General features: G+C 69.3%; 19 protein-coding genes. 5 read left to right on the forward strand and 14 right to left on the reverse strand.

The features are described 5' to 3' along the window. Positions 1-29 precede the first annotated feature (29 nt). On the forward strand, positions 30-1,313 hold the full coding sequence (locus E0H92_RS40505) for an SLC13 family permease (RefSeq protein WP_131500029.1): 1,284 nt from the start codon (positions 30-32) through the stop codon (positions 1,311-1,313). Between the two features lie 13 nt (positions 1,314-1,326). Here the strand turns inward: E0H92_RS40505 and E0H92_RS40510 are convergent, their stop codons facing one another. Beyond that, complete coding sequence (locus E0H92_RS40510) at positions 1,327-1,686, reverse strand: DUF4345 domain-containing protein (RefSeq protein WP_131500030.1); 360 nt, start codon at positions 1,684-1,686, stop codon at positions 1,327-1,329. Between the two features lie 111 nt (positions 1,687-1,797). Between E0H92_RS40510 and E0H92_RS40515 the strand changes: the two genes are divergently transcribed. The 3 genes from E0H92_RS40515 to E0H92_RS40525 all read left to right on the forward strand — a co-directional run bounded on the left by E0H92_RS40515 (position 1,798) and on the right by E0H92_RS40525 (position 6,633). Next, complete coding sequence (locus E0H92_RS40515; protein WP_131500031.1) at positions 1,798-3,732, forward strand: glycoside hydrolase family 43 protein; 1,935 nt, start codon at positions 1,798-1,800, stop codon at positions 3,730-3,732. A 20-nt stretch (positions 3,733-3,752) separates the two neighbouring features. Next, positions 3,753-4,820 (forward strand): LacI family DNA-binding transcriptional regulator, encoded by a 1,068-nt coding sequence (locus tag E0H92_RS40520; RefSeq protein WP_131500032.1) that lies wholly within the window; start codon positions 3,753-3,755, stop codon positions 4,818-4,820. A gap of 70 nt (positions 4,821-4,890) precedes the next feature. Beyond that, complete coding sequence (locus E0H92_RS40525) at positions 4,891-6,633, forward strand: glycoside hydrolase family 35 protein (protein ID WP_131463112.1); 1,743 nt, start codon at positions 4,891-4,893, stop codon at positions 6,631-6,633. Here E0H92_RS40525 and E0H92_RS40530 read toward each other — a convergent pair. From E0H92_RS40530 to E0H92_RS40585, 12 genes are all read right to left on the reverse strand, one after another. Next, positions 6,620-7,345, reverse strand: coding sequence for a sulfite exporter TauE/SafE family protein (locus tag E0H92_RS40530; RefSeq protein WP_202874080.1), 726 nt, complete (start codon positions 7,343-7,345; stop codon positions 6,620-6,622). The genes E0H92_RS40525 and E0H92_RS40530 overlap by 14 nt on opposite strands. A gap of 16 nt (positions 7,346-7,361) precedes the next feature. Beyond that, a complete protein-coding gene (locus E0H92_RS40535) occupies positions 7,362-8,687 on the reverse strand; it encodes an EsaB/YukD family protein (RefSeq protein ID WP_131463111.1) in 1,326 nt (441 codons plus the stop codon). A 4-nt stretch (positions 8,688-8,691) separates the two neighbouring features. Further along, positions 8,692-9,711 (reverse strand): DUF6177 family protein, encoded by a 1,020-nt coding sequence (locus E0H92_RS40540; protein WP_131500033.1) that lies wholly within the window; start codon positions 9,709-9,711, stop codon positions 8,692-8,694. Next, entirely contained in the window at positions 9,704-10,084 is a 381-nt protein-coding gene (locus E0H92_RS40545) for a hypothetical protein (RefSeq protein ID WP_131463109.1), read from the reverse strand. Before E0H92_RS40545 ends, E0H92_RS40540 begins: the two co-directional genes overlap by 8 nt. Further along, complete coding sequence (gene eccCa / locus E0H92_RS40550; RefSeq protein ID WP_131500034.1) at positions 10,081-14,079, reverse strand: type VII secretion protein EccCa; 3,999 nt, start codon at positions 14,077-14,079, stop codon at positions 10,081-10,083. The genes E0H92_RS40545 and eccCa overlap by 4 nt, the downstream gene beginning before the upstream one ends. Positions 14,080-14,107: 28 nt before the next feature. Continuing rightward, positions 14,108-14,422, reverse strand: a complete 315-nt coding sequence (locus E0H92_RS40555) for a hypothetical protein (protein ID WP_131463107.1) — start codon at positions 14,420-14,422, stop codon at positions 14,108-14,110. 6 nt (positions 14,423-14,428) lie between these two features. Beyond that, a complete protein-coding gene (locus E0H92_RS40560) occupies positions 14,429-14,959 on the reverse strand; it encodes a YrhB domain-containing protein (protein ID WP_131463106.1) in 531 nt (176 codons plus the stop codon). A 1-nt stretch (position 14,960) separates the two neighbouring features. Beyond that, positions 14,961-20,984, reverse strand: coding sequence for a toxin glutamine deamidase domain-containing protein (locus tag E0H92_RS45615; RefSeq protein ID WP_131500035.1), 6,024 nt, complete (start codon positions 20,982-20,984; stop codon positions 14,961-14,963). Next, a complete protein-coding gene (locus E0H92_RS40570) occupies positions 20,984-21,511 on the reverse strand; it encodes a DUF6507 family protein (protein ID WP_131500036.1) in 528 nt (175 codons plus the stop codon). Before E0H92_RS40570 ends, E0H92_RS45615 begins: the two co-directional genes overlap by 1 nt. 10 nt (positions 21,512-21,521) lie before the next feature. Next, complete coding sequence (locus E0H92_RS40575) at positions 21,522-21,827, reverse strand: hypothetical protein (protein ID WP_131293716.1); 306 nt, start codon at positions 21,825-21,827, stop codon at positions 21,522-21,524. A 29-nt stretch (positions 21,828-21,856) separates the two neighbouring features. Next, positions 21,857-22,186, reverse strand: a complete 330-nt coding sequence (locus E0H92_RS40580) for a hypothetical protein (RefSeq protein ID WP_131293715.1) — start codon at positions 22,184-22,186, stop codon at positions 21,857-21,859. A gap of 94 nt (positions 22,187-22,280) precedes the next feature. Next, positions 22,281-23,123 (reverse strand): AraC family transcriptional regulator, encoded by an 843-nt coding sequence (locus tag E0H92_RS40585; protein ID WP_131500037.1) that lies wholly within the window; start codon positions 23,121-23,123, stop codon positions 22,281-22,283. 86 nt (positions 23,124-23,209) lie between these two features. Between E0H92_RS40585 and E0H92_RS40590 the strand changes: the two genes are divergently transcribed. Then, positions 23,210-24,040, forward strand: a complete 831-nt coding sequence (locus E0H92_RS40590) for a phytanoyl-CoA dioxygenase family protein (RefSeq protein WP_131500038.1) — start codon at positions 23,210-23,212, stop codon at positions 24,038-24,040. Here the strand turns inward: E0H92_RS40590 and E0H92_RS40595 are convergent. Continuing rightward, on the reverse strand, positions 24,025-24,402 hold the full coding sequence (locus E0H92_RS40595; protein WP_131500039.1) for a hypothetical protein: 378 nt from the start codon (positions 24,400-24,402) through the stop codon (positions 24,025-24,027). The two genes, E0H92_RS40590 and E0H92_RS40595, sit on opposite strands and share 16 nt — an antisense overlap. Positions 24,403-24,411 lie beyond the last annotated feature (9 nt).

Below are 24,411 nucleotides of genomic sequence, written 5' to 3' on the forward strand. Positions count from 1 at the left end.
CGTCCCCCGCCCCGGAAGAAGGACACGTCATGGGACCAGAGTGGGTTGCGATCCTGACGCTCGTCGCACTGTTCGTCGTCGGCACGATCCTGCCGATCAACATGGGCGCGCTCGCGTACGTCGCGGCGTGGCTGGTCGGCGTCTACTCGTTGCACCTCAGCGAGAAGGAGATCCTGGCCGGCGTCAGCGGCGACCTGATCCTCACGCTGATCGGTGTCACCTATCTGTTCGCGATCGCGAAGAACAACGGCACCGTCGACCTGATCGTCGCCAGTGCGGTCCGGGCCGTCGGCGGCCGGGTCGCGCTGATTCCGTGGGTGATGTTCACGGTCACCGCCGTCCTGACCGCGATCGGCGCCGCCAGCCCGGCCGCATGCGCGATCATCGGGCCGATCGCGCTCGGCTTCGCCGCGCGCTACAAGATCAACCCGCTGATGATGGGCATGTTCGTCGTGCACGGCGCGCAGGGCGGCGGGTTCTCGCCGATCAGCATCTACGGCACGATCACCAACTCGGTGATGGAGGACGCCAAGCTGCCGTCCAGTGAGCTGACGGTCTTCCTGTCCAGCCTCGTCGTCAACCTGGTGATGGCGACGATCCTGTTCATCGTCTTCGGCGGCCGGAAACTGATGCACCAGCGCGCCGACCTCGACGACGACGTCACCGAGGACCTGCACCCCGGCGCCCCGGCCCCGGTCGGGACGCTCACTCGCGGGGTACGCCGGGATCAGCTGCTGACGCTGATCGCGTTCGTCGGCGTGGCCGTGGTGGCGCTCGTGTTCGACAAGAACATCGGGTTCGTCGCGATCACCGCCGCCGTACTGCTGGCGATCCTGTCGCCGACCGAGCACAAGGACGCGATCAAGCAGGTGGCCTGGCCGACGGTGCTGCTGGTCGCGGGGGTCAGCACGTACGCCGCGATTCTCACCGAATCCGGTGCGCCGCAGTTCGTCGGCACGTGGGCCGCCGGGCTCGGAGCAGCGGTGATCGGGGCGCTCGTCCTGTGTTACGTCGGTGGCGTTGTGTCGGCGTTCGCGTCGTCGACCGCGCTGCTGCCGGTGATCATCCCGATCGCCGTACCGCTGATCGGCCACGGCGGGATCAGCGCCGGCCTCTTCGTCGCCGCACTCGCGATCGCGTCGACGATCGTCGACGTCAGCCCGTTCTCCACCAACGGCGCGCTGATCCTCGCGAACCGCCCGGACACCATCGCGGAACCCGTGTACTACCGGCAGATCCTCACCTACAGCGTGATCGTGGTCGCAGCCGGCCCACTACTCGTCTGGGCCGCACTGGTACTCCCCGGCTGGTGATCCAAGACGCCGCTCAACTCACCGCGAACCACAGCACGCCGCCGAGGACGACCTCCACACAGAAGTAGAACCACGACGGATAGAACGCCCGCGGCCGATCACGTAGGGCACCGATCAGCCGGCCCGCGGCCATGCCGCCCAGCGCGACCGCGACCGCGATCACCGCGCCGCGCCGGATCCCGTCGTCGAGCGCCGCGGCGACCAGCAGCCCGGCGATCGCGAGGCCGAATCCGCCGTACACCGCACGCACCTCGTTGCGTGCGTCAGGCCCCGACGCCTCGATCCCGAACGGTCGCACCAGCGCCGCGGGCAGGACAAGCCCGTAGAGCCCCATACCGGCGAAGAACACCGCCGCGACCACTATTGCAATCATTGCAACAGACTAGTGGACGGGTGGGCTCTTGACGCCGGATGAGTGGCGCGCTCTAATCATGGGGCTCGTTCTGTTTACGTAAACATTCTCCCCGCCCGGAGGTAAGCGTCGATGAAACGAAGAGCTCTTGGGGCCGTGGTGCTCGCCGCGGTCGTGCTTGGTCTGCCGGCGACCCCGGCCAACTCCGTCGAGCCCTCGGCGAACACGTCCTTCCGCCCAGGCGAGCCCTGGCTGGACACCAGCGGCAAGGTCGTTCAGGCCCACGGCGGGCAGGTCGTGCCGTCGACGGACCAGCGCGGTCGACGCATCTACTACTGGTACGGCGAGGATCGCAGCAACGGCTACTACGACAGCCCGGGTGTGCACCTGTACTCGTCGTACGACCTCTACAACTGGAAGGACGAGGGTCTCGCACTCCGTGCGATGAACTCCCCCGACCAGTTCGCGAACGACCCGTACTTCGCCAAGCTCTACAAGAAGTACACGCCCGAACAGAAGGACGTCGTCTGGCGCGACCTGTCGACCAACAGCGTCCGCACCGACGGCTGGGCGCGGCCGTCGATCCTCGAACGCCCCAAGGTGATCTACAACAAGAGCACCGGCAAGTGGGTGATGTGGGTGCACTCCGACGGCCCGTCGTCACCGACCAGTACGTCGACGTACGCCCGCGCCGAGGCCGGGGTGGCGGTCGCGGACTCGCCGAAGGGCCCGTTCCGCTGGATCGACTCGTACCGCCTGAACCGGGTGCCGAGCGACTCGGTGCCGTGGTGCGGTACGTCGTCCGCGTTCGACCCGGCCGGCGGGATGGCGCGGGACATGAACCTGTTCGTGGACGACGACGGTACGGCGTACATCATCTACTCGTCCGAGGAGAACCGGACGATGTACGTCTCCAAGCTCAACAAGGCGTACACGTACCTGTCCGCGGCACCCGAGAACGCCGTACAGGGCAAGGACTTCACCCGGACCCTCGCGTGCAACCAGCGGGAGGCGCCGGCCATATTCAAGTCGGACGGCACCTACTACCTGGTGACGTCAGGTGCCACCGGCTGGGACCCGAACCCGGCGCGCTACGCGACCTCGCAGAACGTCCTGGGCCAGTTCACCGACCGCGGGTCCCCGATCTCCGGGGACGGCGCGGCGACCACGTACCGGTCGCAGAGCACCAACGTGATTCCGGTCGACCAGAAGCACAACAAGTTCGTCTTCATGGGCGACCGGTGGACCCCCAACGATCTCGCGAACGCGCCGTACGTCTGGATGCCGATGAGCTTCGGCGAAGGCGGCGCGCTCACCATCGGCCCGGACACCGAGTGGACGCTGGGCGACCTGACGCCGTACACCCGGTGGACCGTCACGAGCACGATCCCGGACACCGTCTGGCTGAACGACACGAGTGCACTACCGGCCGCCGTCACGGTGACAACCGCTCGCGGATCGCAGCAGCTCGCCGTCACGTGGGACCCGTCGAGCATCGCGCAAGCGGGACCCGCGACCCTGCGCGGCACGCTGGCGGACGGCAGGACGTTTACTCGCTCGGTCGTGGTCGTGCCGCACGGTCTGCGGTACGCCGTGAACGCCGGCGGGACCGCCACGCCCGACTGGACACGCCTGACCCAGCTCGCGTCGACCCAACAGCCACTGCTCAACTCGGCACCGGAACAGCCGCTGGGGACTGATCCCGCGACGGGCACGCACTGGGGTTACACGGGTTCGAGCGCTCCGGCCGGTACCGGCGACCTCTACACCACGCTGCGGTACGCCAAGGATCACGAGCCGCTGGTCTACACGTTCGAAGGCCTCGAGCCGGGCACGTACACGGTCCACGCGGGGTACTACGACCCGTGGCCGTGGGCCAACCGCGCGGCCGAGGTGACCGTCAACGGGTCCGTCGTCGACCAGCAGCGACTGTTCACCGCGACCGGCGTCGCGGCGTCGTACGGCGGGATCGCGGTCGGTGCCGACGGCAAGATCACGGTGTCGATCGCGCCGACCCGCTCCCCCGACATCCAGGTCAGCTGGCTGATGGTCGCCCGTAGTAACTAGGGCCCACTTATGCTGTCGCCATGTCGAGTGAGGTCAGGGGCGCGCGCCGCGGGGTCAAGGGACACCCGAAGTCGGGACCGTCGATCGGCGACGTCGCGCGGCTGGCCGGTGTCTCGGCGCAGACCGTCTCCCGGGTCTCGACCGGCTCGGAGCCGGTCAAGGCCGAGACCCGGGACCGGGTGCTCGACGCGATGAAGCAGCTCGGGTACGCCCCGAACCTCGCCGCGCGGGCGCTGCGCCGAGGCAACTTCCGGTCGATCGGTCTGATCGCGCACCAGGTGATCCGGACCGGTGAGTCGAAGACCATCGAGGCGGTGATCGAGGCCGCCCGCCGGGAGGGGTACTCGGTCAGCCTCGTCGACGTCGAGAGCCCGTCCTCGACCGACGTCAGCGAAGCCGTGCAGCACCTCAGCCACCAGGCGATCGACGGCTTGATCATCATCCGCGCCGAGACCGCGACCCCGGCGGCGCTGTCGCTGCCGCCGACCCTGCCGGTCGCGGTGTCCGACTCGCGGTTCATCGGGCACCATCCGGCGGTCGGCGCCGATCAGGTCGGCGGCAGCCGCGCCGCGGTCCAGCACCTGCTGGATCTCGGGCACGCGACCGTGCACCACATCGCAGGGCCGGCCGACTCCGGCCCCGCGGACCTCCGGGCGACGGCCTGGCGGCAGACCCTGGAAGATGCGGGATGCGAGGTGCCGGAACCGTTCGGCGGTGACTGGTCCGCGGATGCGGGCTACGCGATCGGGAGCGAGATCGCGCAACGGGACGATGTCACCGCGGTCTTCGCGGCGAACGACGAGATGGCAGCCGGCCTGATCCACGCACTGCACGAGGCCGGCCGCCGGGTGCCGGACGACGTGAGTGTCGTCGGATTCGACGACGTCGACCTCGCCCGGCACCTCTGGCCGCCGCTGACGACGGTCCGGCAGGAGTTCCATCAGATCGGTCACGACCTCGTCGAGGTCATCATGCGGCAGCTCGGCGGGCGGGAGCAGTTGACCGGGTACCACGGAACGGTGGCCGCCCCGCTCATCGTCCGGCAGAGCACGGCGGCACCCCGCAAGCGCCGCCGTACCCGCCGCTGATCCGGGTGGACAGCCGCCCGCGAGTCCGGTTATCGTCAAGAATGTTTACGTAAACAAGAGATGAGAGCCCATGCCTGACTTCGCCATCGGTGAGTCCGACTTCGTCCTGGACGGCCGCCCGTTGCAGATCATCTCCGGCGCCCTGCACTACTTCCGGATGCACCCGGACTGCTGGGCGGACCGGATCGAGAAGGCACGGCTGATGGGGCTCAACACCATCGAGACCTACGTCCCGTGGAACCTGCACAGCCCGCGCCCCGGCGTCTTCGACACCTCCGGGATGCTCGACCTCGGGCGGTTCCTCCGCGAGGTCCAGGCCGCCGGGTTGTACGCGATCGTGCGGCCCGGGCCGTACATCTGCGCGGAGCTCGACAACGGCGGGCTCCCGGCCTGGCTCTTCCGCGACGACAGTGCAGGGGTACGCCGGTACGAGCCGGCGTTCATGTCCGCGGTCACGCAGTACCTGCGGGATGTGCTGGAGATCGTCCGGCCGCTGCAGATCGACCAGGGCGGACCGGTGCTGCTCGTGCAGGTCGAGAACGAGTACGGCGCGTTCGGGGACGACCAGACCTACTTGAAGGCAATCGCCGAGGTCATCCGGAGCGCCGGTACGACCGTTCCGCTCGTCACCGTGGACCAGCCGACGGACGCGATGCTGGCCGCGGGCGGGCTGGACGGCGTACTGCGGACCGCGTCGTTCGGTTCCCGGGTCACCACGCGGCTCGAAACTCTACGGAAGCACCAGCCGACCGGGCCCTTGATGTGCATGGAGTTCTGGGACGGATGGTTCGACTACTGGGGCGGACGCCACCACACGACGTCGGCGAGCGATGCGGCGGCGGAGCTCGATGCGTTGCTCGCGGCCGGGGCGTCGGTGAACATCTACATGTTCCACGGTGGTACGAACTTCGGACTGTCGAGCGGGGCCAACGACAAGGGCGTGTACCGCCCGACCATCACGTCGTACGACTACGACGCACCGCTCGACGAGGCGGGGAACCCGACGGAGAAGTTCCATGCGTTCCGTGAGGTGATCTCGCGGTATGCGCCGGTGCCGGACACCGTGCCTGCGTCGAAGCCGGCCGCACCGGAGTTCACGGTCGCGCTGTCCGATCCGGTCGGGCTCCTCCAGGGCTCCGGTGGAACGTGGTCGGAACATCAGGAACCGCCGACGCTCGACGACCTGGACGTGCGGCTCGCGATCTTCCGGACCGAACTGCGGCACGGCGGACCGGCCATGCTGACCTTCGGCGAGGTCCGCGACCGCGTGCAGGTGTTCCTGGACGGCGCACCGGTCGGTGTCCTGGAACGCGAACGCCACGAGCGCGCGATCATGCTCCCCCACACCCGCGGACGGCTCGAGCTCGTCGTCGAGGACCAGGGCCGGGTCAACTACGGACCCCGCATCGGCGAGCCCAAGGGCCTCATCGGCCCGATCCGCGTCGGCACCGAGGAACTCACCGGCTGGACCGCGTGCGGGATCGACCTCGACAGGGTCCCGCAGCTGTGGCACTGCGCCGGATCGACCCCGTCCGCGCTCGGCATCGGGCCGACCGCGTGGCGCGCGACGTTCGAGACCGACGGCGAGTCCGACCTGTTTCTGCGAACCGATGCCTGGGGCAAGGGCATCGCCTGGATCAACGGCTTCTGCCTGGGCCGCTACTGGCGCCGCGGCCCCCAGGAAACCCTCTACGTGCCGGCACCTCTCCTGGAGCAGGGCACCAACAACCTCGTCGTACTCGAACTCGACCTCCTCGAATCCCCCACGGCAACCTTCACCGGCTCGGCGCGCTTGGGCTTTACAGACCTCTGAGCCCTTTGATCGCCGTGACGATGCCACCGGCAACTGCTAGCGACAGCACCAGCATCCGGGCCACTCGGTCCGGGATCCGCCCGGCCAACAGCGCGCCCAGGCCCGCGCCGAGCAGCAGCCCGGCGGCTGCCACGAGCCATTCGTCGACCGCGAGTGGAGGTACGCCGCGGGTGACGAGGGAGAAGATGTTGACGATCGTGCCGTAGAAGAGGGCGTTCGGCACGAATTCGCGGATCGTCCAGTTCGCGTTGACGGCGTACAGCGACACCGGAGGTCCGCCCAGGCCGGCGGCCGTGTTCATGAAACCGCCGGCCGCACCTGCTGTCAGCGCGCCGGCGAGGCCTTTCAGCGCGCGCACGCGGAGACCGCTCATCAACAACGCCGCGGTCACCGTCACGAGTCCGCCCATCACCACCATCAGCACCGGCTCGGGCAGGACACTAGAGAACCAGGCGCCGAGCGGCGCCGTACACGCGGCGGCGATCACCAGCGGGACCATCGCCCGCAAGCGCACCTGGCGCCACCCGCGGGACAGGCCGAGGAGGCATACGACTCCGGCGGCGCAGTTCGCGAACGAGACTCCGTCTGTCGGGCCGAGCACCATCACGAGTGCGGGTACGGCGACCAGGGCGAAACCCATGCCCGTGAGCCATTGGACGAAGGCTCCGAGTAGGACGACCCCGCCAAGGAGCAAGCCCGCAGCACCACTCACTGCGGGAACCTCCTGGTTAGGCGACGTTCAGCAGTTTCGCATACAGGTCGAAGACTCCGAAGGCGAGTGGGACGAAAGCGATCATGGCGGTGACCTCGATCGCGTCGAGGAGTTGGGCGGCGCGGGCCTGGAGGTGCTGGGGGGACTCCGGGCGCATGCCGAAGGCGGCGACCATGCCGACCACGACCAGGAGGCCGACCGCGATCAGCGCGCCTCCGGCTTCCTTGGTGGACAGGACGAACGTGAGCACCAGCATGATGCTCAGCGCCGCCGCGCAGAGGACCGCGACCTCGGTCAGCAGCGGGTACAGGCGCGCCCGGGACGCGAGCAGGAACGCCAGCAGCACCGCGACGCTGATCGACCAGCCGTTCCAGCTCCGCAGCATCACGACGGCCGACGCCACCGACGACATCGCGACCGGAACCGTGGCCAGCGCGATCCCGAGATGCGCCGCGTTGATCGCCGCATGGACGTCGGTGCGCTGGACCTCCACGCCCTGAGCCCGCCGGTCGTCGAGCGCGGTCAGCCCCGACATCGCAAGCCCGATCCGCGGCAGCAACCCGAGCACCAGCACGGACAACGCGCCGGCCACCACACCGACCCGATCCGCGTCGATACCGAGCCGCACCCCACCGATCCAGCACACGGCGAACGCCACGGTGACCGAGCCGCCGAGCACCCCGCCGCGGGCCAGTCCGGCCCCGGCGAACAGGACGGCGCCAATCCCTACCCCGGCCGCACCGGCGGCGTACGCCATCGGCACCGACCAGCCGCCGGCGATCGCCCAGACCACCAGGCCGATCGCGAGGCATCCGGTGGCGATCGACAGCAACGGGATACCGACCACCGGTCGCTGATAGCGGCCGAGCACAACACCGACGAACCCGGTCAGTGTGGTGAGCACGAGCAGCAGGAACAAGGCCAGGTCCGATTCCGCCTGCGTGACCAGCGCGACCACGCCCGCCAGCACGCTCACCACCAAGGCAGCACCGGCCAGGGCCCGGCGGTGCCTGGGCTGGAACGCGGTCGCCCGCCGATCCAGGTCGTCGACCGTCTCCTCGGTGATGTCGTACACCGTCGGCGCCGGCGGCAGTTCGCCCTCGGCCATCAGCCGGAGCACCGCGCCATCGCCGAGCCGCGCACTGGCCAGGCTGTACTCCGGCGCCACCTGCTCTCCGCTGACGGTGGTCAGGAACCTGCGTCGCGGCCACCGTTCCACCGGCTCGTCCAGCATCTGCATCAGGTCCGGCAACAGCTTCCCGAGCGGCTCGTCGACCGGCAGTACGGCGTCCATCCGCCGCCGCCGACCGACCACCGTCACCCTGCTGTACGTGGCGCCCATGAACTCATCCTTCGCTTTCAGTACCGGCGATGACGCCGCGCAGGAGGTCACCGAGTCGTTCCCAGTCCGGCATCCGCGTGCCGTCGCCGAGCCCGTACCAGGCCGCCGGACGAGACGCCGGTCCGATCGGCACCGACTTGGTCGCCGTGCCGGTCCGCGCTTCCTGCGGACCGATCGCGAGACCGATCGGCCCGGGGAATCCGGTGAAGTGCGGGTACGACGTGGTGTCGGCAGCCGCACCGGCCGCGCTGACCAGCACTGTCACCAACTCGACCTCTTCGGCGAGCCGTCCGATCACGTCCCGGACCTTGTCAGCGTCAGGCGGTTCGAGTCCCGGTTGCGCGACCGCGAGCATCACTGTCTCCTCGATACCGGCAGGCCGGCGGTTGACGACCGCGGATCCGGTCGCGGGCAGGATTCCATCGGTCGCCGCGCCGACAACGGTGAGCAGCGAAGGCCTCGGAGACCGCCGATGGCAGTACGCCGTCAGTGACGCGCCGGCCTCGGCGTTCCACGGACGGTTCACCGGCTCCTCGGTGCCCCAGCCGATCGGCGGCGCGCCGGTCAGCTCGGTGAAGAGCAATTCGGTGGCCCGACCAACGAGTGTGCTGTCCAGCGCCGGGTAGCGCACGCGCGCGAGCACCTGAAGGTTCGCCCGGACCTCGAGCCGCTCGGGATCGGCCGTCCACGCGGCAGCCAGTTCTCCGCGGCCGTCGGGCCCGGTGACCGGCGCGAACTTCTTGCCGTCCCAGCTGAGTTTCACCCCGGTCAGCCCGTCGTAAGCCTCGCCGGCCTGCACCACCCAGCGAGTGTTGCGGCCCGAGAACAGGCGGGTCCGCGCCGGATAGCTGAGGCGGACGCCGGCGGGCGTGACCAGTTGAACGCCGCGGCCCTCGCGCTCGGCAGCGGCCACCGCGTCCAGCAACCAGGCGGACAGGCCGACCACCAGGCGGTCTTGCATCATGACCGCCACCTCGTCGGTGACGAGATCCAGGCCAGGGCTGTAGTCCAGGGCGTTAGGCATGCTCGGCTCCATTCTGAGCTGCGGGTGGCGGTGCCCAGATCCGGCCGCCGGTCCGTACGACCAGTTCCTCGGCGTACCGCCATGCCAACCGGGAGCCGGCGTCGTGCGCCGCGGCGCGGATCTCCACCCACCAGGTCGGCGTCGGTACGTCGGCGTACGCGGCCCCGAACTGCCGCATCGGCTCGCCCGGCACCTGGATGTACATCGGGGTGTCGATCGACACCAGCGGGACCTCGTGCTCGTCGCAGAGCTGGATCACCATGCCGCCCGACACCGCCCGGACGCGATGCTCGGTACCGGTGGCCGCGAGCGACGCCAGTACATCCTCGTCGGACGGCATCCGCTCCAGCAGCGCCACCACGTCGTACGTCATGAAGGTCCTCCTAGCTGGCCAGTGGCATCGGCAAGCGCTGTTTGGATCAGTACGGGGCTGTCCCCGCGCCGGACGAACAGTCCCCGGCCGGCCGGGTAGCTGCCTGGCCGGGCGCCGGTGAAGATCTGGCCTTCGCCTCGGTCGCCGGCCATCACCAGCCCGGCGCAACCGGATTCGAGGACGGCCTGCAGGAACGGTTCGTACAGCGAACGGGACGCGCCCGAGGCACGCCGTACGACGACGAAATGCAGGTTCAGATCGCGACCGGACGCGACGTACGGCAGCAACGGCTCCAGCGGCGACTGACCGCCGGTGGTGAGCAGGTCGTAGTCGTCGACCATCACGACGATCCGCGGGCCTGTGCCGGGCGGCGTCCCGGAGTCGTCGGGCATCCGCCGCTCCAGCTCCTCGGCGATCGCGCTCGCCAGCCCGGCCGCCTGCCGGATGTTGGTCGCGTGGCCGCCGATGTAGTCCTCGGGCAGCGACTTCACTACGTCGGTCAGGGAGCGCCGAGGATCCATCACCCCGAACACGAGCTCCGCCGACGCGGCGTACCGGTCGGCGAGCTGCTGCATCACCAGCCGGAGCAGGTTGGTCTTGCCGCACTCGTTGTCGCCAAAGGCAACCAAGTTGCCGTCGTCGCCGGACAGGTCGAGCAGGACCGGCGCCAGCCCGGCCTCGTCCAGGCCGATCGGCACCCGCTCCGGTTCGGTCACCGAGCTCGGCAGCGCCCGGCGCCCGACCTGGAACGGCAGCACCCTGACCTGCGGGGCGAGCGCGCCACTCCAGGCGGACCTGATCGCGACCGACTGCGACTCGAGGACCTGGCTGAGACGGTCGTCGTCGACCCGGCCATCGACCCGCGGCAACGCGACCTGAGCGAACAGCTTGCCCTGCGGCGTGAGCATCCGGCCGGGCCGAGCGCTGCGCATCGTCTTCTGCAGACGCGTGTCGATCATGGAATCGGACGGATCGTTCAGCCGCAGCTCGAGCACCGTGCCGAACAGCGACTGCAGCTGCATCCGTACGTCGTTCCAGCGCAGCATCGCCGCCACGACATGAACGCCGTACCCGCTGCCGCGTTGCAGGATGTCCGCGATCGGTTCGTCGATCTCGTCGAACTGCGTCCGGATCGCGCCGAAGTTGTCGACCAGCAGCACGACGTCCGCGCAGGGCAACTCGGGCACCTCGCCCGCGCCGTGCAGTTCGCGCAAGGTCTCCATCGTGTCGATGCCGCGGTCGCGGAACACCCGTTCGCGGTGGTCGATCATCCCCCGGATCTCCTCCAGCGTCCGCCGCAGCCGGTTCCGGTCGGTACGGATCGCGATCCCGCCGACGTGCGGCAGATCGCGCAACGGCTGCAACCCGCCGCCGGCCAGGTCGAGTCCGTAGATCGCCACCTCGGCCGGGGTATGGCTGTGGGCGAGCGCGGTCACGATCGTCCGGATCGTGGTGGTCTTGCCGGACTGCGGACCGCCGATCAGCGCGCAGTGCCCGCCGGCCGCGGTCAGGTCGAGCCGCAGTACTTCCTGCCGCTGCCGACGCGGGTCGTCGAGCACCCCGATCGGCGGTGCCAGCTGCGGCGAACCGGCCGGGAACTGCAACCCTCGCGGACCCGGCCGTGGATCGCCCGCGAGCTGGTCCAGCGTGCAGGCCACCGGCAGCGGCGGCAGCCAGATCTGATTCACCTTCTTGGCCGCCGGTTTGACCTGGCCGACGAACATATCGAGCACTGTTGGGCCGGTCGTGCGCTCGGTCGCGCCGTCCTCCTCGTCGGTCGCCGGCGCGAGCCCTCCGAGGTCCTGCTGGTACGGCGTCAGCAGGTACGGCCGGACCACCGGGCCCGGTTTCTCCGGCTCGCGGTTGATCCTGCCGGTGTACGGGCCGGAGACGTACGCCGCCTTGAACCGCTGGTACACCGACACGTCCACCTTGAGGTAGCCGAACCCCGGCAGCGGCGGCAGGTGGAAGGCGTCGGTGGTGTCGAGCACCGAACGGCTCTCGTCCTCGGAGAACGTGCGAAGCCCCAACCGGTACGACAGATAGGTCTCCAACCCGCGCAGCTGACCGCTCTCGATCCGCTGGCTGGACAGCAGCAGATGGACGCCGATCGACCGCCCGATCCGGCCGATCGACAAGAACAGGTCGATGAAGTCCGGCCGTACGGTCAGCAGTTCGCCGAACTCGTCGATGATCACGAACAGATGCGGCAGCGGATCCAGTTCGGCCCGCTGCTGGCGGAGCAGGCGGTAATCGGTGATGTTCGCGATGTTCCCGGCATCCCGCAGGACCCGCTGCCGGCGCTGGACCTCGCCGGACAGGCTCGCGTACGCCCGTTCGGTCATGGTCGGGTCGTCGACCAGGTTGGTGATGATCCCGGCGACGTGCGGTACGCCCTCGAACGGAGCGAACGTCGCGCCGCCCTTGTAGTCGATGAGGACCATCGCCAGGTCTTCCGGGCTGTGCGTGGCGAGCAACCCGAGCACGAGCGTGCGCAGCAACTCCGACTTCCCGGACCCGGTCGCGCCGACGCACAGGCCATGCGGGCCCATCCCGAGCTGGGCGGACTCTTTCAGATCCAGCATCACCGGGGCGCCGGCCTGGTCGAGACCGATCGGCACCCGCAGGAAGTTGCGCTCGTTGCGGGCGGACCACATCCGCGTCCGGTCGAGGTGGCCCGGGTCGTCGATGCCGAGCATGCCCATCACGTCGATGTCGGACGTGTACGCATCCTCCTCGGCGGACTCCTTCGACAGCCGCAGCGGCGCCAGCCTCCGGGCGATCCCCTCGGCGACGGCAGCCGTCGTACGGTCGGGCTGACCGGTCGCGACCAGCGGCTGACCGCTCCGCAGGTCCTCGACCACCACCTCGTCACCTTGGACCGAGATCCGGACCGCGACGTTGCTGGGTTCCTGGGTTCGATCGGCGACCAGGTGCAGAACAGTCAGACCGAGTGCCGGAGTGTCGTGGCTCTCGCCTTGTGCACGCACCTCCGCACTGACTTGCCCGTAGGTGTCGTGGAGCACCAGCAGACGCTGGGTCAACCGGCGGCTGTCCTGCTGCCCCATCGACCCGCGCCGGGCCTCACTCGCCCACTTCGTCCGCTCCGCCAGATCGTCCGCGATCAGGCCGGCCAGCTCGACCGGTGACGGCGCGATCCTGCGGAACGGGTGCGGGCCGTCCTGACGCTCCGGATCCAGGACATGCGGCAACCAGCTCAGCCACTGCCAGTCCTGCATCGCCGCGGGCGGGAAACACGCCGCCAGCTCGACATCCTCCGGCGCGTGGAACACCGCCAACTGCAGCAGGAGCGACCGGGCCACGTTCACCACGCCGTCCCGATCGCCGACGATACTGACATTGCCGACCTGGTCCATCGGCACCGTGAGGGGCATCTCCGGCATCAGCGCGAAACGGCGTACGACGGCCTGCGCTTCCGCCATCATGAACGGATCGGGCGGATCCATGGTCGCGCCCGGGTTCTGCGCCACGGTCGCCGGACCGACCGGGATCCGGCCGGTACCGCAGCGAACCTTGAGGAAATCCGAGTCCGTACGGCGGCGCTCCCAGAGCCGCGCCGGGTCACGCGCGCAGTCGACCAGCGCATCGCTCGGCGGGTCCAGAAGACCGGCCTCGGACCGTACCGTCCGCTCGGTCTTGGCGAACTCGTCGCGCAGACGCTCCAGGTAGTCGAGGTACCGCTCGCGCTGCTTCCGCCGATCCCGGCCGGCGCGACCGCGCTGCGACATCGCCGACCCGAGGACGCCCGCGAGCGTGGCCACCAGCATCGCCGCGCCCACCACCATGAACAAGGTGCTCCGCGTCACCGCCATCATGCCGACCGAGCCGAGGACACCGGTGATCGGCAGCAGAGCCTGCATCGGCCCGCCACCGCCGCCGGCCTGGCCGAGCGTCGGCGGCGCCTCGATCACCTTCGGCGGCTGCTCGCCGAGATGCCGGGTGCTCCGCGCCGGGCGGTGCACGAGGGTAGACACGGGATCTCCTTCCGGGGGCTTTTGGCGCTCAGCGCGTTCGGGACGGGCTTGCCGTCGGTCGTTTGGTGGTTGGTGTTGCTGTTGGTGTTGGTGACGGGCTCGGGGCCACGGTTTGGGTCGGCTGGTTCTGCTGCTTCTCCTTGGCCAGTTCGCGATCGATGAACGACCAGCCGACGCACCCGGCGCAGATCACCGCCGCCAGCGCGACACTGGCGAACAACTTGCCGACGCCCTCGTCCAAGCTGTGCCGGGCCCGGTCGGCCCCGAACAGCGCGGCGTCCCGCAGCCGCTGCCGCCGTACGCTCACGGACTCGATGATCTGGTTGTTGTACTCCCGCGGCACGGCCCGTCACCCCGTCCCGCCGGCCGCGGCCAGCGCCTCGTCGACGGACATCCGGCTCGGGTGGAACTCGTACACCACCGCCTCGCCGACCAGGAACATCGTGTCGGTGATTCCAGGCATCTCGAACAACCACCAGTCCCCTACGTCGCGCCGGCGCCAGGTCGCCAGGTCGGCCGGCGTCACCGTCCCCGGACCCTGGGCGGTCAGCCAGGCGGCGAGGTCGGTCGCTGCCTCGGCCCCGGGATCCGTGTGCTCCAACCCGCGTTCGGCCGCATAAACCTTCAGTTGCTCTTCGTACGGCGTCGCGCTGCCGAGCATCCACGTGTCGCGGGTCGACTTCACCACCACGATCGGGCCGGCGCCGACGGGTGGACGGCCCCGGCCGGTGTCGAACCACCGCGCCGTCGACCAGGGGAAGACCCAGGCCCAGCCGACATCCGCCACGTTCTCGTCATTGGTTGCCAGGCGCAACGGCTCGCCCGCTTCCATGCTCTCGAGGAACGTCGCTGCTGCTGCGCGTGCATCGGTCAGCTTCATGTCACTGTCCTTCGTTGCTTCCGTAGTTCGTGCGAAGGAACTCGAGGCCCGCGGAGAACCGTTCCAGCCGGGCCCAGCCGCGCTGCTGCGGGTCGACGTAGTACACCCGGCCGTGCCGGTTGACGACCATGAACACGTGGCCCGACGTCGGGATCCCGAGGAACGAGCGATAACCGCACACCAGACCGCGAGCCCTGTCACCGGCGCGATAGATCTCCTGCGCGATCTCGTCGAAGTCGCTGACCTCACGGAAGGTCTCGTACGGCAGACCGACCCGCTCCGTCATCCGCAGCCGCTGGCTCCCTTCCAGGTCCACCGGATCGACCATCAACGCCGAGGACGGCCGCCCCCGCAAGGTCAACTCGGCCGCGATCACCGAAGCCTCACAGTTCTGCCACTTCCGCCGCGCCGGCAACCCCGGCCGATCCGGATTGATCTCCACCAACTCCGGGAACGACTCCCCGAAGTCCGCCCGCCGCCCATTCCCCCGATGCACCTGAGGAACCGGGTCGGGTGATTGGTTGTAGGTCGGCGTACCTGCGGGCTCGAACTGTTCGACGCGGCCGTCCGGGTGCCGCAGGACAGCTCCGCCGGTGTGGTCGAACGTGCCGCGCCCACCATCCCAGACGGTCCGCCCGGTCTGCGGATCGACGACCTCGTACCGCACCCTGAGCGCACGCGGTTCCGTGCCCGGAGCAGACGGTACGAGCTCGGCCCGCACCTCATGCCCCGACCCGATCCACCGGTCCCACTCGTGCCCCATCCGCTCCCAGGCAGTCGCGTTCACCCGCGCCTCCCGCGGCACCAACCGATCCACCGCGGTCCAAGGAACATGCCGCCCCCGCGGATCCGTACCAACCGCCTCCCGCGCAGTCACCCGCAGCCCCGGCGCCCCACCCTCCGGCCCAACAGCCCGATACTCGTTCCGCCCCAACCGCCCAACATCCCCACCGTCACCGGGCACCTCGCCGGTCTGCTGGGTGGTGGCGGGTGTTGTCGGGTGATCGGGCCGCGGATAGCGGAAGTCGATCATCTGCGAGTCGTCGGGCAGATGCCCGAGCTCGCCCCACCGGCCATCGGCGCCAGGCGTCAACCACCGCTCACCCGGTCGCCGCATCGCGACCTCGAGCCCCCGCAGCGCACGGGTCCTCGGCGGCCACACACCGGTGACCGGAGCGTGCTCGTCGTACAACCGCTGATTGCCGTCCCACCACCGAACCCGGCCACCTCGGTCGACGAACGCACCGAACGCGTGCCCACTGCCCTCGTGCCAATCGACACCGAGGTACGCCACGGTCCCCGGCGGGCTCCCGCGCAACGACCGCTCCAACTGCCGGTAGGCGTCGGCGGTGAACTCCTCCGGCGTACTCCGCAGCGGGTCATGCGGGCGATATCCCGGCTTTCCGCCGAGCCACTCCCACATCTCCGCACGCGACTCCCCCGCACCGAACGCGTTGCCGACGGCAAGTCGCGGATCCCCGCCGTTCATCATGTCGGCGAACGTCCGGAACCGTTCCGCACAAGCCGTCCGCGTCGAGAGCTTCTCCGGCGACCCGTCGTCGAGAATCCCCGACCATTCGTCAACCCGCCCGAGCCGATCCCCCGCCGAAGCCTCCCGCACCCGCTCCAACTTGGCCCCGTCCGGATCCCCGCTCTCCCACAAAACCGGCCGAACGTCCGGCCGCGCCTCCCCCGCCGCCCCCACCCGCTGGCGATCCGACCGCAACGACTCAATCAACTTCTCATCGCCATCCCGCCATTTCGCAGCCCGGCGAATATCCGGCTCCCCGCGCCGCTCCCCCGAGTCCCCACGATCTTCACCGCGCCGCTCCCCCGACTCCCCAGCACGTTCCCCACGCCGACCAGTCCTGTCAGCCCCATCAGCACGCCCCTGCGAACGCCGCCCCTCGTCTTCCCCCAGCAGCCGACGCCCAATCTCCCCCAGATCCCCGCCATCACCCGACCGCCCAACAGGCTCACGCCGCTCCGCCTGCTCAGGCCCCCGCGGACGCTCAGCCTCCTCCGACTGACGCGCACGATCGGGCCGACCGTCGTCGGTTGGACGTGTGCTCGAGTCGTCGTCGCCCGAGAGCCTGCGTCCGATCTCTTCGAATCCTCCTGGGCCTTCCCCGTGTCCCACCTGCTCGGTATGCACTGGCCGTTCGTCCACGCCGTGCGTACCATCCGCGTCCTCGCGCGGCGTGCGGTCGTGGTCGCCGCGCGGGTCGTGTGCGCTGCCGAGCGGTCCGTCGTGGTCGGGCATCTCGTCGACCCCCTCCGCAGACGCCTCGGCGGCGTGCTTACCGGACTTGGCCGCCGCTCCCACGACACCAACGGGTGCTCCCGCAGGCCCACCTGCAGCACTCGCTTCACCAGCCCGTGTCGGGTCTGCGTGGGTTGGGGGGTGGTTGGGAGGTACGGGGGCGTGGCGGACTGTGCCGCCTTCTTGGACTGCGTGTACTGGGGGGCTGTCTCCGTCGGGTAGGTGGTGGGTGATTTCTGTTGCTGCGCGGGTCGGCAGCCCCTCCGTCGGCACCCGGCCGTGTTCCGTCCCGAGAGCTCGGCCCAGCGCCGTACCGGCGTCTCCAGGCAACCGGCCATGGATGTCCAGACCGCTGCGAGACGCATGCCGGACCAGCTCGCGTACGCCGGCCTCCACTGCACCAGGCGTCAGCGTGCCGCCGAGCCGGAGGCCCTCGATCTCCACGTGCGTTCGGGTGTCCCGGATCGTCAGCACCGACGTCGGGCGGCCGTGCCGGTCGTACGAGACGAAGGTCCGGCCGTTCGCCGGCACGTTGACGCCGTCGCCGTCACCGAGGTCGACGTGGGCGTCGGTTTTGGTGTCGTTCTCGACGACCTCGACGCGACCGCCCTCGCGGCGGAACTCGTCGGCCGCGCTGGACAGCCGGTGCGCGGTCGCGCCCGGATCGATCCCGGACGGCGAACCCGCCGTACGGCGCGCGTGCAGGTCCGCGAAGTCCCGGCGTACCAGATCCAGCGTTTCGCGGTCGAACATCGACTCCGCCTGCCGCGCGATCTGCTGCACGTCGGACGGCGACCACTCGGACAGGCCGCTGCCGGGGAACCGGTCGGTACGGCGGCCGATCTTGTGGTGGAAGTCGTGGGCGTCGGCGAGCGGCATCTCCGACGTGACCGCCAGGCCGCCGTTGTCGGCGGCGTATCGCGCGACGAAGTGCTCGACCGCGGTCGCGGCGCCGCGCGTACCGTTGTGGGCGCTGCCGAGTTTGCTCAGCTGCATTTCACCGTGCTGTACGTCCAGCGAGATCGCCGACGCGATCCGGCCGCCGACGCTCGCGACCACTACGTGCGGATGCGAACCGTCGAGGGCCTCGGACAGGTACTCGCGGCCCTTGCTCTGGCGCTCTGGCAGGTTGCCGGAGGCCAGTTCGCGGGCCTGTTCGGCGAACTTCTCGTACCGCGGGCTTCCGCGATCCAGCAGCTCGACCTTGGCCTCTGGGTGCTCGTAGAACCTCCGCACCCGCTCACCGATGAACCGCACCGCACTGTCGGGCACACCATCCCCGACGTTGCGCTCTGGGCTTTGGTCGCCTTCGTGGTCGGCGTTCCGGTCGCTGTGATGGTTGGAGTTCCGGTCGGTTTCGTGGTCGCGGTGGTGCGGGTCGTTCGTCGGCGACCCGCTCTGCCCGACGCGAGCCAACCGCCCGGTGTCGACACCGGCCGCCGCACCAACCGGAGCAAACGGCGCAGGCTCAGGATGCGAACCCTTCCCCGGCTCCAACGCGTGGTCCGGCCGATCCACGCGCTCCTGACGTGTCGGACGATCCGTGTGATCGGGACGATCCGTGTGATCCGGGCGCTGGTGTTCGCGGGGGGTGGGGGTTTCGGGGCGGCGTTTGGTTCGGTTGGGTTTGGTGTCGTCGTTCGAGTGGGTGGGGTCCGAGCCGTCGCCGGGGCGGGTGGACGGTACGTCGCTGCCGTGGCGGGTGCCCGTTCCGGGTGGGTCGACTCTGCCTGTGGGGATTGGGGTCGGGTTGCCGACCGGGGTCGGCGTACGCTCCCGGCCGGGCGACTCGGGCGTGCCGGTCTGCTCGGGCCTGCCGGTCTGCTCGGGGTTGCCGGGCTGCTCGGGTTCGCCGGGCCGGCGTGGTTCGTTCGGGCGGCGGCGTTCCGGCTCGTGGCGGCCGTCAGGCCGTTCCTTCGAGTCGACCCGACCCGGGTCGCCGGTATGGCGCGGATCCACCGTCTGCCGAGGATCCACCGGGTGACGAGGATCAACTGGATTACGCGGGTCAACGGGGTGGCGCGGGTCAACTGGATGCCGTGAATCCACCGGCTGACGCGGCTCCACCTTCTCCCGCGAATCGACCGGCTGACGCGGGTCGACCTTCTCCCGCGGGTCAACCGGATTGCGCGGATCCACCGGGTTACGCGGATCGACCGGATTGCGTGGGTCGACTGGGTGGCGCGGGTCGACTGGGTGGCGCGGGTCGATGGTCTGGCGGGGATCCACCAGTTGGTGGGGGTCGACCGTCACGCGCGGGTCGACCGGATGGCGCGGGTCAACTGGGTTACGTGGGTCGACCGGGTTACGTGGGTCGACCGGGTTACGGGGATCTACCGGGTGGCGGGGGTCGACTGTCTCGCGCGGGTCCACCGGGTGACGCGGGTCGACCGGCACACGCGGGTCGATCGTCTCGCGCGGGTCCACCGAGTGACGGGGGTCGACCGGGTTGCGTGGGTCGACCGCGTTGCGGGGGTCTGCTGGGTGGGTTGGGTGGTTGGGGTCGGGGATGTGGGCTTCGGGGAGTTCTGGCCTGAGGGTTTTGCTGAGGGGGATGCCGCGTTCTATGCGGACCGTCTCGCCGAGGATCGGGATGTGGGAGATGCCCTTCAGGACGTCGCCCAGGACCGGGAGTTTGGTGGCGCCGCGGATCGCGCCGGCGCGGATGTCGGCCTTGAAGTCCAGGTAGGAGCCTGCGTGGTCGGCGATCTTGCCGATCAGCGGCACCTTGCCGGCCAGTCCGGCGAACTTGCCCACCTTCGTCGCGAGCGTGGCGAGCTTGCCGACCCCAGGGATGAAGCCGAGGACGCCGGCCACCGCGCGCGCCTGGTTGCCGGAGTTCCAGTCCTCGCGGATGTCGTCGATCTGCGAGTTGAACCGGGCGTCCATGTCCTTGCCGAAGCTCTCCGGCGTGACGAGATCGATCGCGTCGCCGACACCAGGAATGGCGTGCAGCAACGAAACGAAGTCGAGCGCGGCCTCACCCCACGCGTCGAACGTCTGGTACATGTCGGCCGGAGGATGCCCGAACATCGAATCGACGCCCAACTCGCGGGCGACCCACTGGATGCCGAACATCACCGTCAGCGCGTCCACCACGTCGACCGCGAAGTCGCCGACGTCCATGATCCAGGGCTTGTCCCACTCCTCGTACCCGCCCCACGCCGGATAGACCGGGTCCTCGTTGTGGACGAGCACCTTGGGGCCGGTCCGCATCGGCATACCGGGCTGCCAGTTCCGGTCGAGCGTCTCCGGGTTCCAGCCCGCGCCGCCGTACACCGCCTCGATCCTGTTGGCGCACCGGACCTGACACTCGAGGATGGCAAGAACGAGGTTGCTCATCGTCTCGCCCATCCGGTTGTTGTCGGCAACGATGCCCTCATGGTCGTTCCAGTCCTCGCCGTCGGCGGTGACCTCCCGCTCGATCACGTCGAGGAACGTGTACGCCTCCTGCTTGACGCGCTCGAGCCGGTCGTGCAGCGGCCGGACCTCACGCACGTAGGACTGGATCGCGTCGCCGACGTCCTTGATCGCGTTCCCGACCCGGGCGCATTCGTTGTACGCCGGGTTGATGGTGCACATCAGCTGGTACGCCTCCGGCGCGACGTACACGCCCTGCAACTGCCAGAAGCTCCGGCTGACCGCCGCGCCGGTGTCGGTGATGAACTGCCCGACGTCCGACAGGTTCTTGCCGTTGGACTCGACGTAATCGAGGTTGCCGGGGATCAGGTCCGGCAGACCGTCGGGGTTGACCAGTGGCATCAGGCAGCTCCGCCCGGGGTCGTGCCGGAGTCCACCGTCGACGTGCCCCCGGTACCGGTGTACGGCTCGGCCGGGCCCAGCTCTTCTTCCTTGCCGAAGCCGCCGCCGGACCTCTCGAACTTGCCTTTCCCGGTGGAGGGAGCCTCGGGCTCCGGGCGCTCGGCCTCCCGCGTCTTCATCTGCTCCTCCGACTTGCGCTCGGCGACCTCGTGCTCGCGGTCGAACACGCCGTTCGCGTTCCGCGCCGCGGTGAGCGCCATCTCCTGATGCCCTTCCAGGTAGGCGATCGTGGCGTCCTTGGCCCCGGTCATCGACGCGATGATCTGCGCCGCGATCGCGTTGAACGACCCGTTGTAGGCGATCGCGAACCCGTTCAGCGCGTCGGCGATCATGCCGCCGGCGTTACCGGCCGCGCCCTGCAGGTACGAGGTGTAGTTCCCGGCGTACGTCTCGAGCTTCAGAGCCTCGTCGTACGTCGCCTGCAGTACCTGGCTGACCCCTTCCGGGTCGATGTCCCAGTCCGTCATGGCCCCTCGGTCAGTGCGGGATCTGGTTGACGGCGGAGCTGGCCTTCTTCAGCGCGGCCTCCGCGGTCCGGTCGTTGGCCTGCAACGTGTCGGTCAGCAGCTTGATGATCGCCCGGACGTCCTCGGCCGCCTTGCTGAACTGCGACTCGATCCCGCGGTACTCCTCGGTCACGTTCGTCATCGACGCGTCGGACAGCAACGCCTGCACGGATCGCTCGTGCTGCCCGATCAGCGAGTTGATCTGACCCGACAGCTGCGTGATCCGGGTCTGGACCTCTTCGGAGGCGCCGATGTCGTAGCTGTTGCGCTCGTTCATGTCCCCAAGCTCTCCTCGATGCGTGAGCGTCAGCGGCCGCTGAACCGGCGGGCGGCGTCCGACTGGCCCTCGGCGCTGCCCATGTTCTGCTTGGCCGTGGTCACCTGCTCGTTCTGCGCGGTGTTCATCGCGCTTCCGACGCCGCTCTGGCCGACGGCCAGGTGCGCCATCCCCGCGTTCAGGCTCGCGGCGATGCCGTCGACGTTCTGCTTGAAGGCGTCGAACTGCTTCTTGCCCTCACCGCCGAACTTGCCCTCCAGCGGCGCGGCGGCGTCGACGAGCTGCTTGACCAGTCCGCCCAGGTCCTGCGCCCGCCCGGCGGTGCCCTTGGCCGCCTGGTCGAACGCTCCCTGACTCATGTCCCATCGCTGACCAGCCATTTCTCGGTGCCTCCTGAGCCCGTTCGGCGTTCACAGTCGACTCAGGGTTCCCGATACCGCTTTCAAATCGCTTTCATCGAGTCAGCGCGGCTCGGTAGTGGGTCGGGCGCATCGCCTTGAGCTCGCGGAAACGGCGGTTGAAGTTGGCGAGGTTCCGGTAGCCGCTGCGCGCCGCGACCTCCGTCACCGGGAGCGAGGTCGTGGTGAGCAGACGGCAGGCCGTCTCCACTCTCAACTGGTTGACGTAGTCGGTGAGCGTGCAGCCGATGGCACGGCGGAAGAAGCGGCTGAACGACGTCGGCGACAGGTGCACGAGCGCCGCGACCTCGTCCAGGAGCACCGGTTCGGTATGAGCCTTCTGGAGGTACCGGACCACGACGTCGATCCGATCGCGTACGGCGGTGCTCGGCGCGGCGGCGTACCCGGCGCCGGTGATCGGGGTCGCGGTGGTGTCGGCGAGGCGACGCAGTACGTCGAGAAGCCGCGTCGTCTGGGCCGACGGGGTGAGCCGCGGGAGACCTGCGATGTCCGCACGCAGTTCCGGTTCGACGTCGCTGAAGGACAGCCCGCGGACCGAACCCGCGAGGAGATCGTGGACAGCGGCGAACTGCGGGAGGTCGAAGAAACCAGCGCCGAGGAAGTCGTGCCGGAACTGGGTCACCGCGGCCTCGGACGGCTGATCGGACGGCTCGGACGCGTACGTGTGCGGCAGATCGGGTCCGAGCAGGACCAGGTCACCCGGAAGATACCGCTCCACGGTGGTACCCACATACCTCGTGCCTGATCCGGCCGAGATCAGCGTGAGCTCGTACTCCTGGTGGAAGTGCCAGGCGAAGTCGAAGCCCTGTTCACGCCTCGTGAAGCACGTGAACGTCGTACCACTGGGGACGCCCGGCCGTTCATAGCGCGGCTTCATCCACCCATTCTAAGTGGGCAACTGAGTACCAGAACTGGGTATCAGCGGCGTAGCACCGCAGGTCTCGGCTTGGAATCGTGGATGCCATGACGACCACGGACATCTCCGTCGACGAGCTCGAGACGCCGTACGACGGCCTGCCGCCGACCGCCACCGCCGACTTCAACCGCGACGGGTTCGTGCACCTGTCCGGCGTACTCACTCCTGAAACGATCGCGCAGTACGAGCCGACGATCACCTCCGAGGTGATCCGGCTGAACACCCAGGACCTGCCGCTGGCCGAGCGCGACACGTACGGCAAGGCGTTCCTGCAGGTGACGAACCTGTGGCGGCAGAACGAGAAGGTCAAGGAGCTCGTGTTCGCCCGCCGCCTGGCCGGCATCGCGGCACAGCTCCTCGGGGTTCACGCCGTACGGCTCTACCACGACCAGGCGCTCTACAAGGAGCCGAGCGGCGGCATCACGCCGTGGCACGCCGACCAGTACTACTGGCCGCTGTCGTCCGACCGTTGCGTGACGCTCTGGCTGCCGCTGCAGGAAACCCCGCTGGAGATGGGCCCGCTCGCCTTCGCCCGCGGCAGCCACAACTTCGCGTTCGGCCGCGACCTCCCGATCTCCGACGAGTCCGAGGCACAACTCCAGAACGCCGTGGCCGAGCAGCACTTCGAGGACGTCGTAGAACCGTTCGCACTCGGCGACGCGAGCTTCCACCGCGGCTGGACCTTCCACCACGCCGGCCCGAACCGCGGCACCGAGCCGCGCCGCGTGATGACCGTCATCTACCTCGACGCCGACCTCCGCACCACCGAACCGACCAACCGCAACCAAACCGCGGACCTCGCCAACTGGATGCCAGGCACCGCGATCGGCCAGGTCCCTGAATCCGTCCTGAACCCGATCCTCTATGCGGCGAGCTGACCGCTGAGGGCCGCTCTGCGGCCTGTCATGAACGCTGCCAGCACGGCCAGGTTCGCGGCCGAGGCGACGATCACCGCGAAGGCGAGATAGGTGTCGCGGCGCTCCGAGCACTCACGGGCGATCCCGAGCCATCCCGCGGTGCCGAGGCTTCGATCGGTGGTGACGTCCTCGTTCCAATGAGTGGAGCCCTCGTCGTCCAGGTACGCCGAGTCACTCGGCCAGCCGACCGCGATCAACGAGCCGCAGCTGACGTGGACCGCTCCCTCGCCGTCGTCCTTGATGACGAAACTCGGCTGTTTGAACACCAGGACCGCCATCCCGACGAACAACAGCCCGGCCACAACACCCAGCGCACGACGCACGCCATTCCC

The sequence above is a fragment of the Kribbella speibonae genome (assembly GCF_004331375.1).
GTDB lineage: Bacteria > Actinomycetota > Actinomycetes > Propionibacteriales > Kribbellaceae > Kribbella > Kribbella sindirgiensis.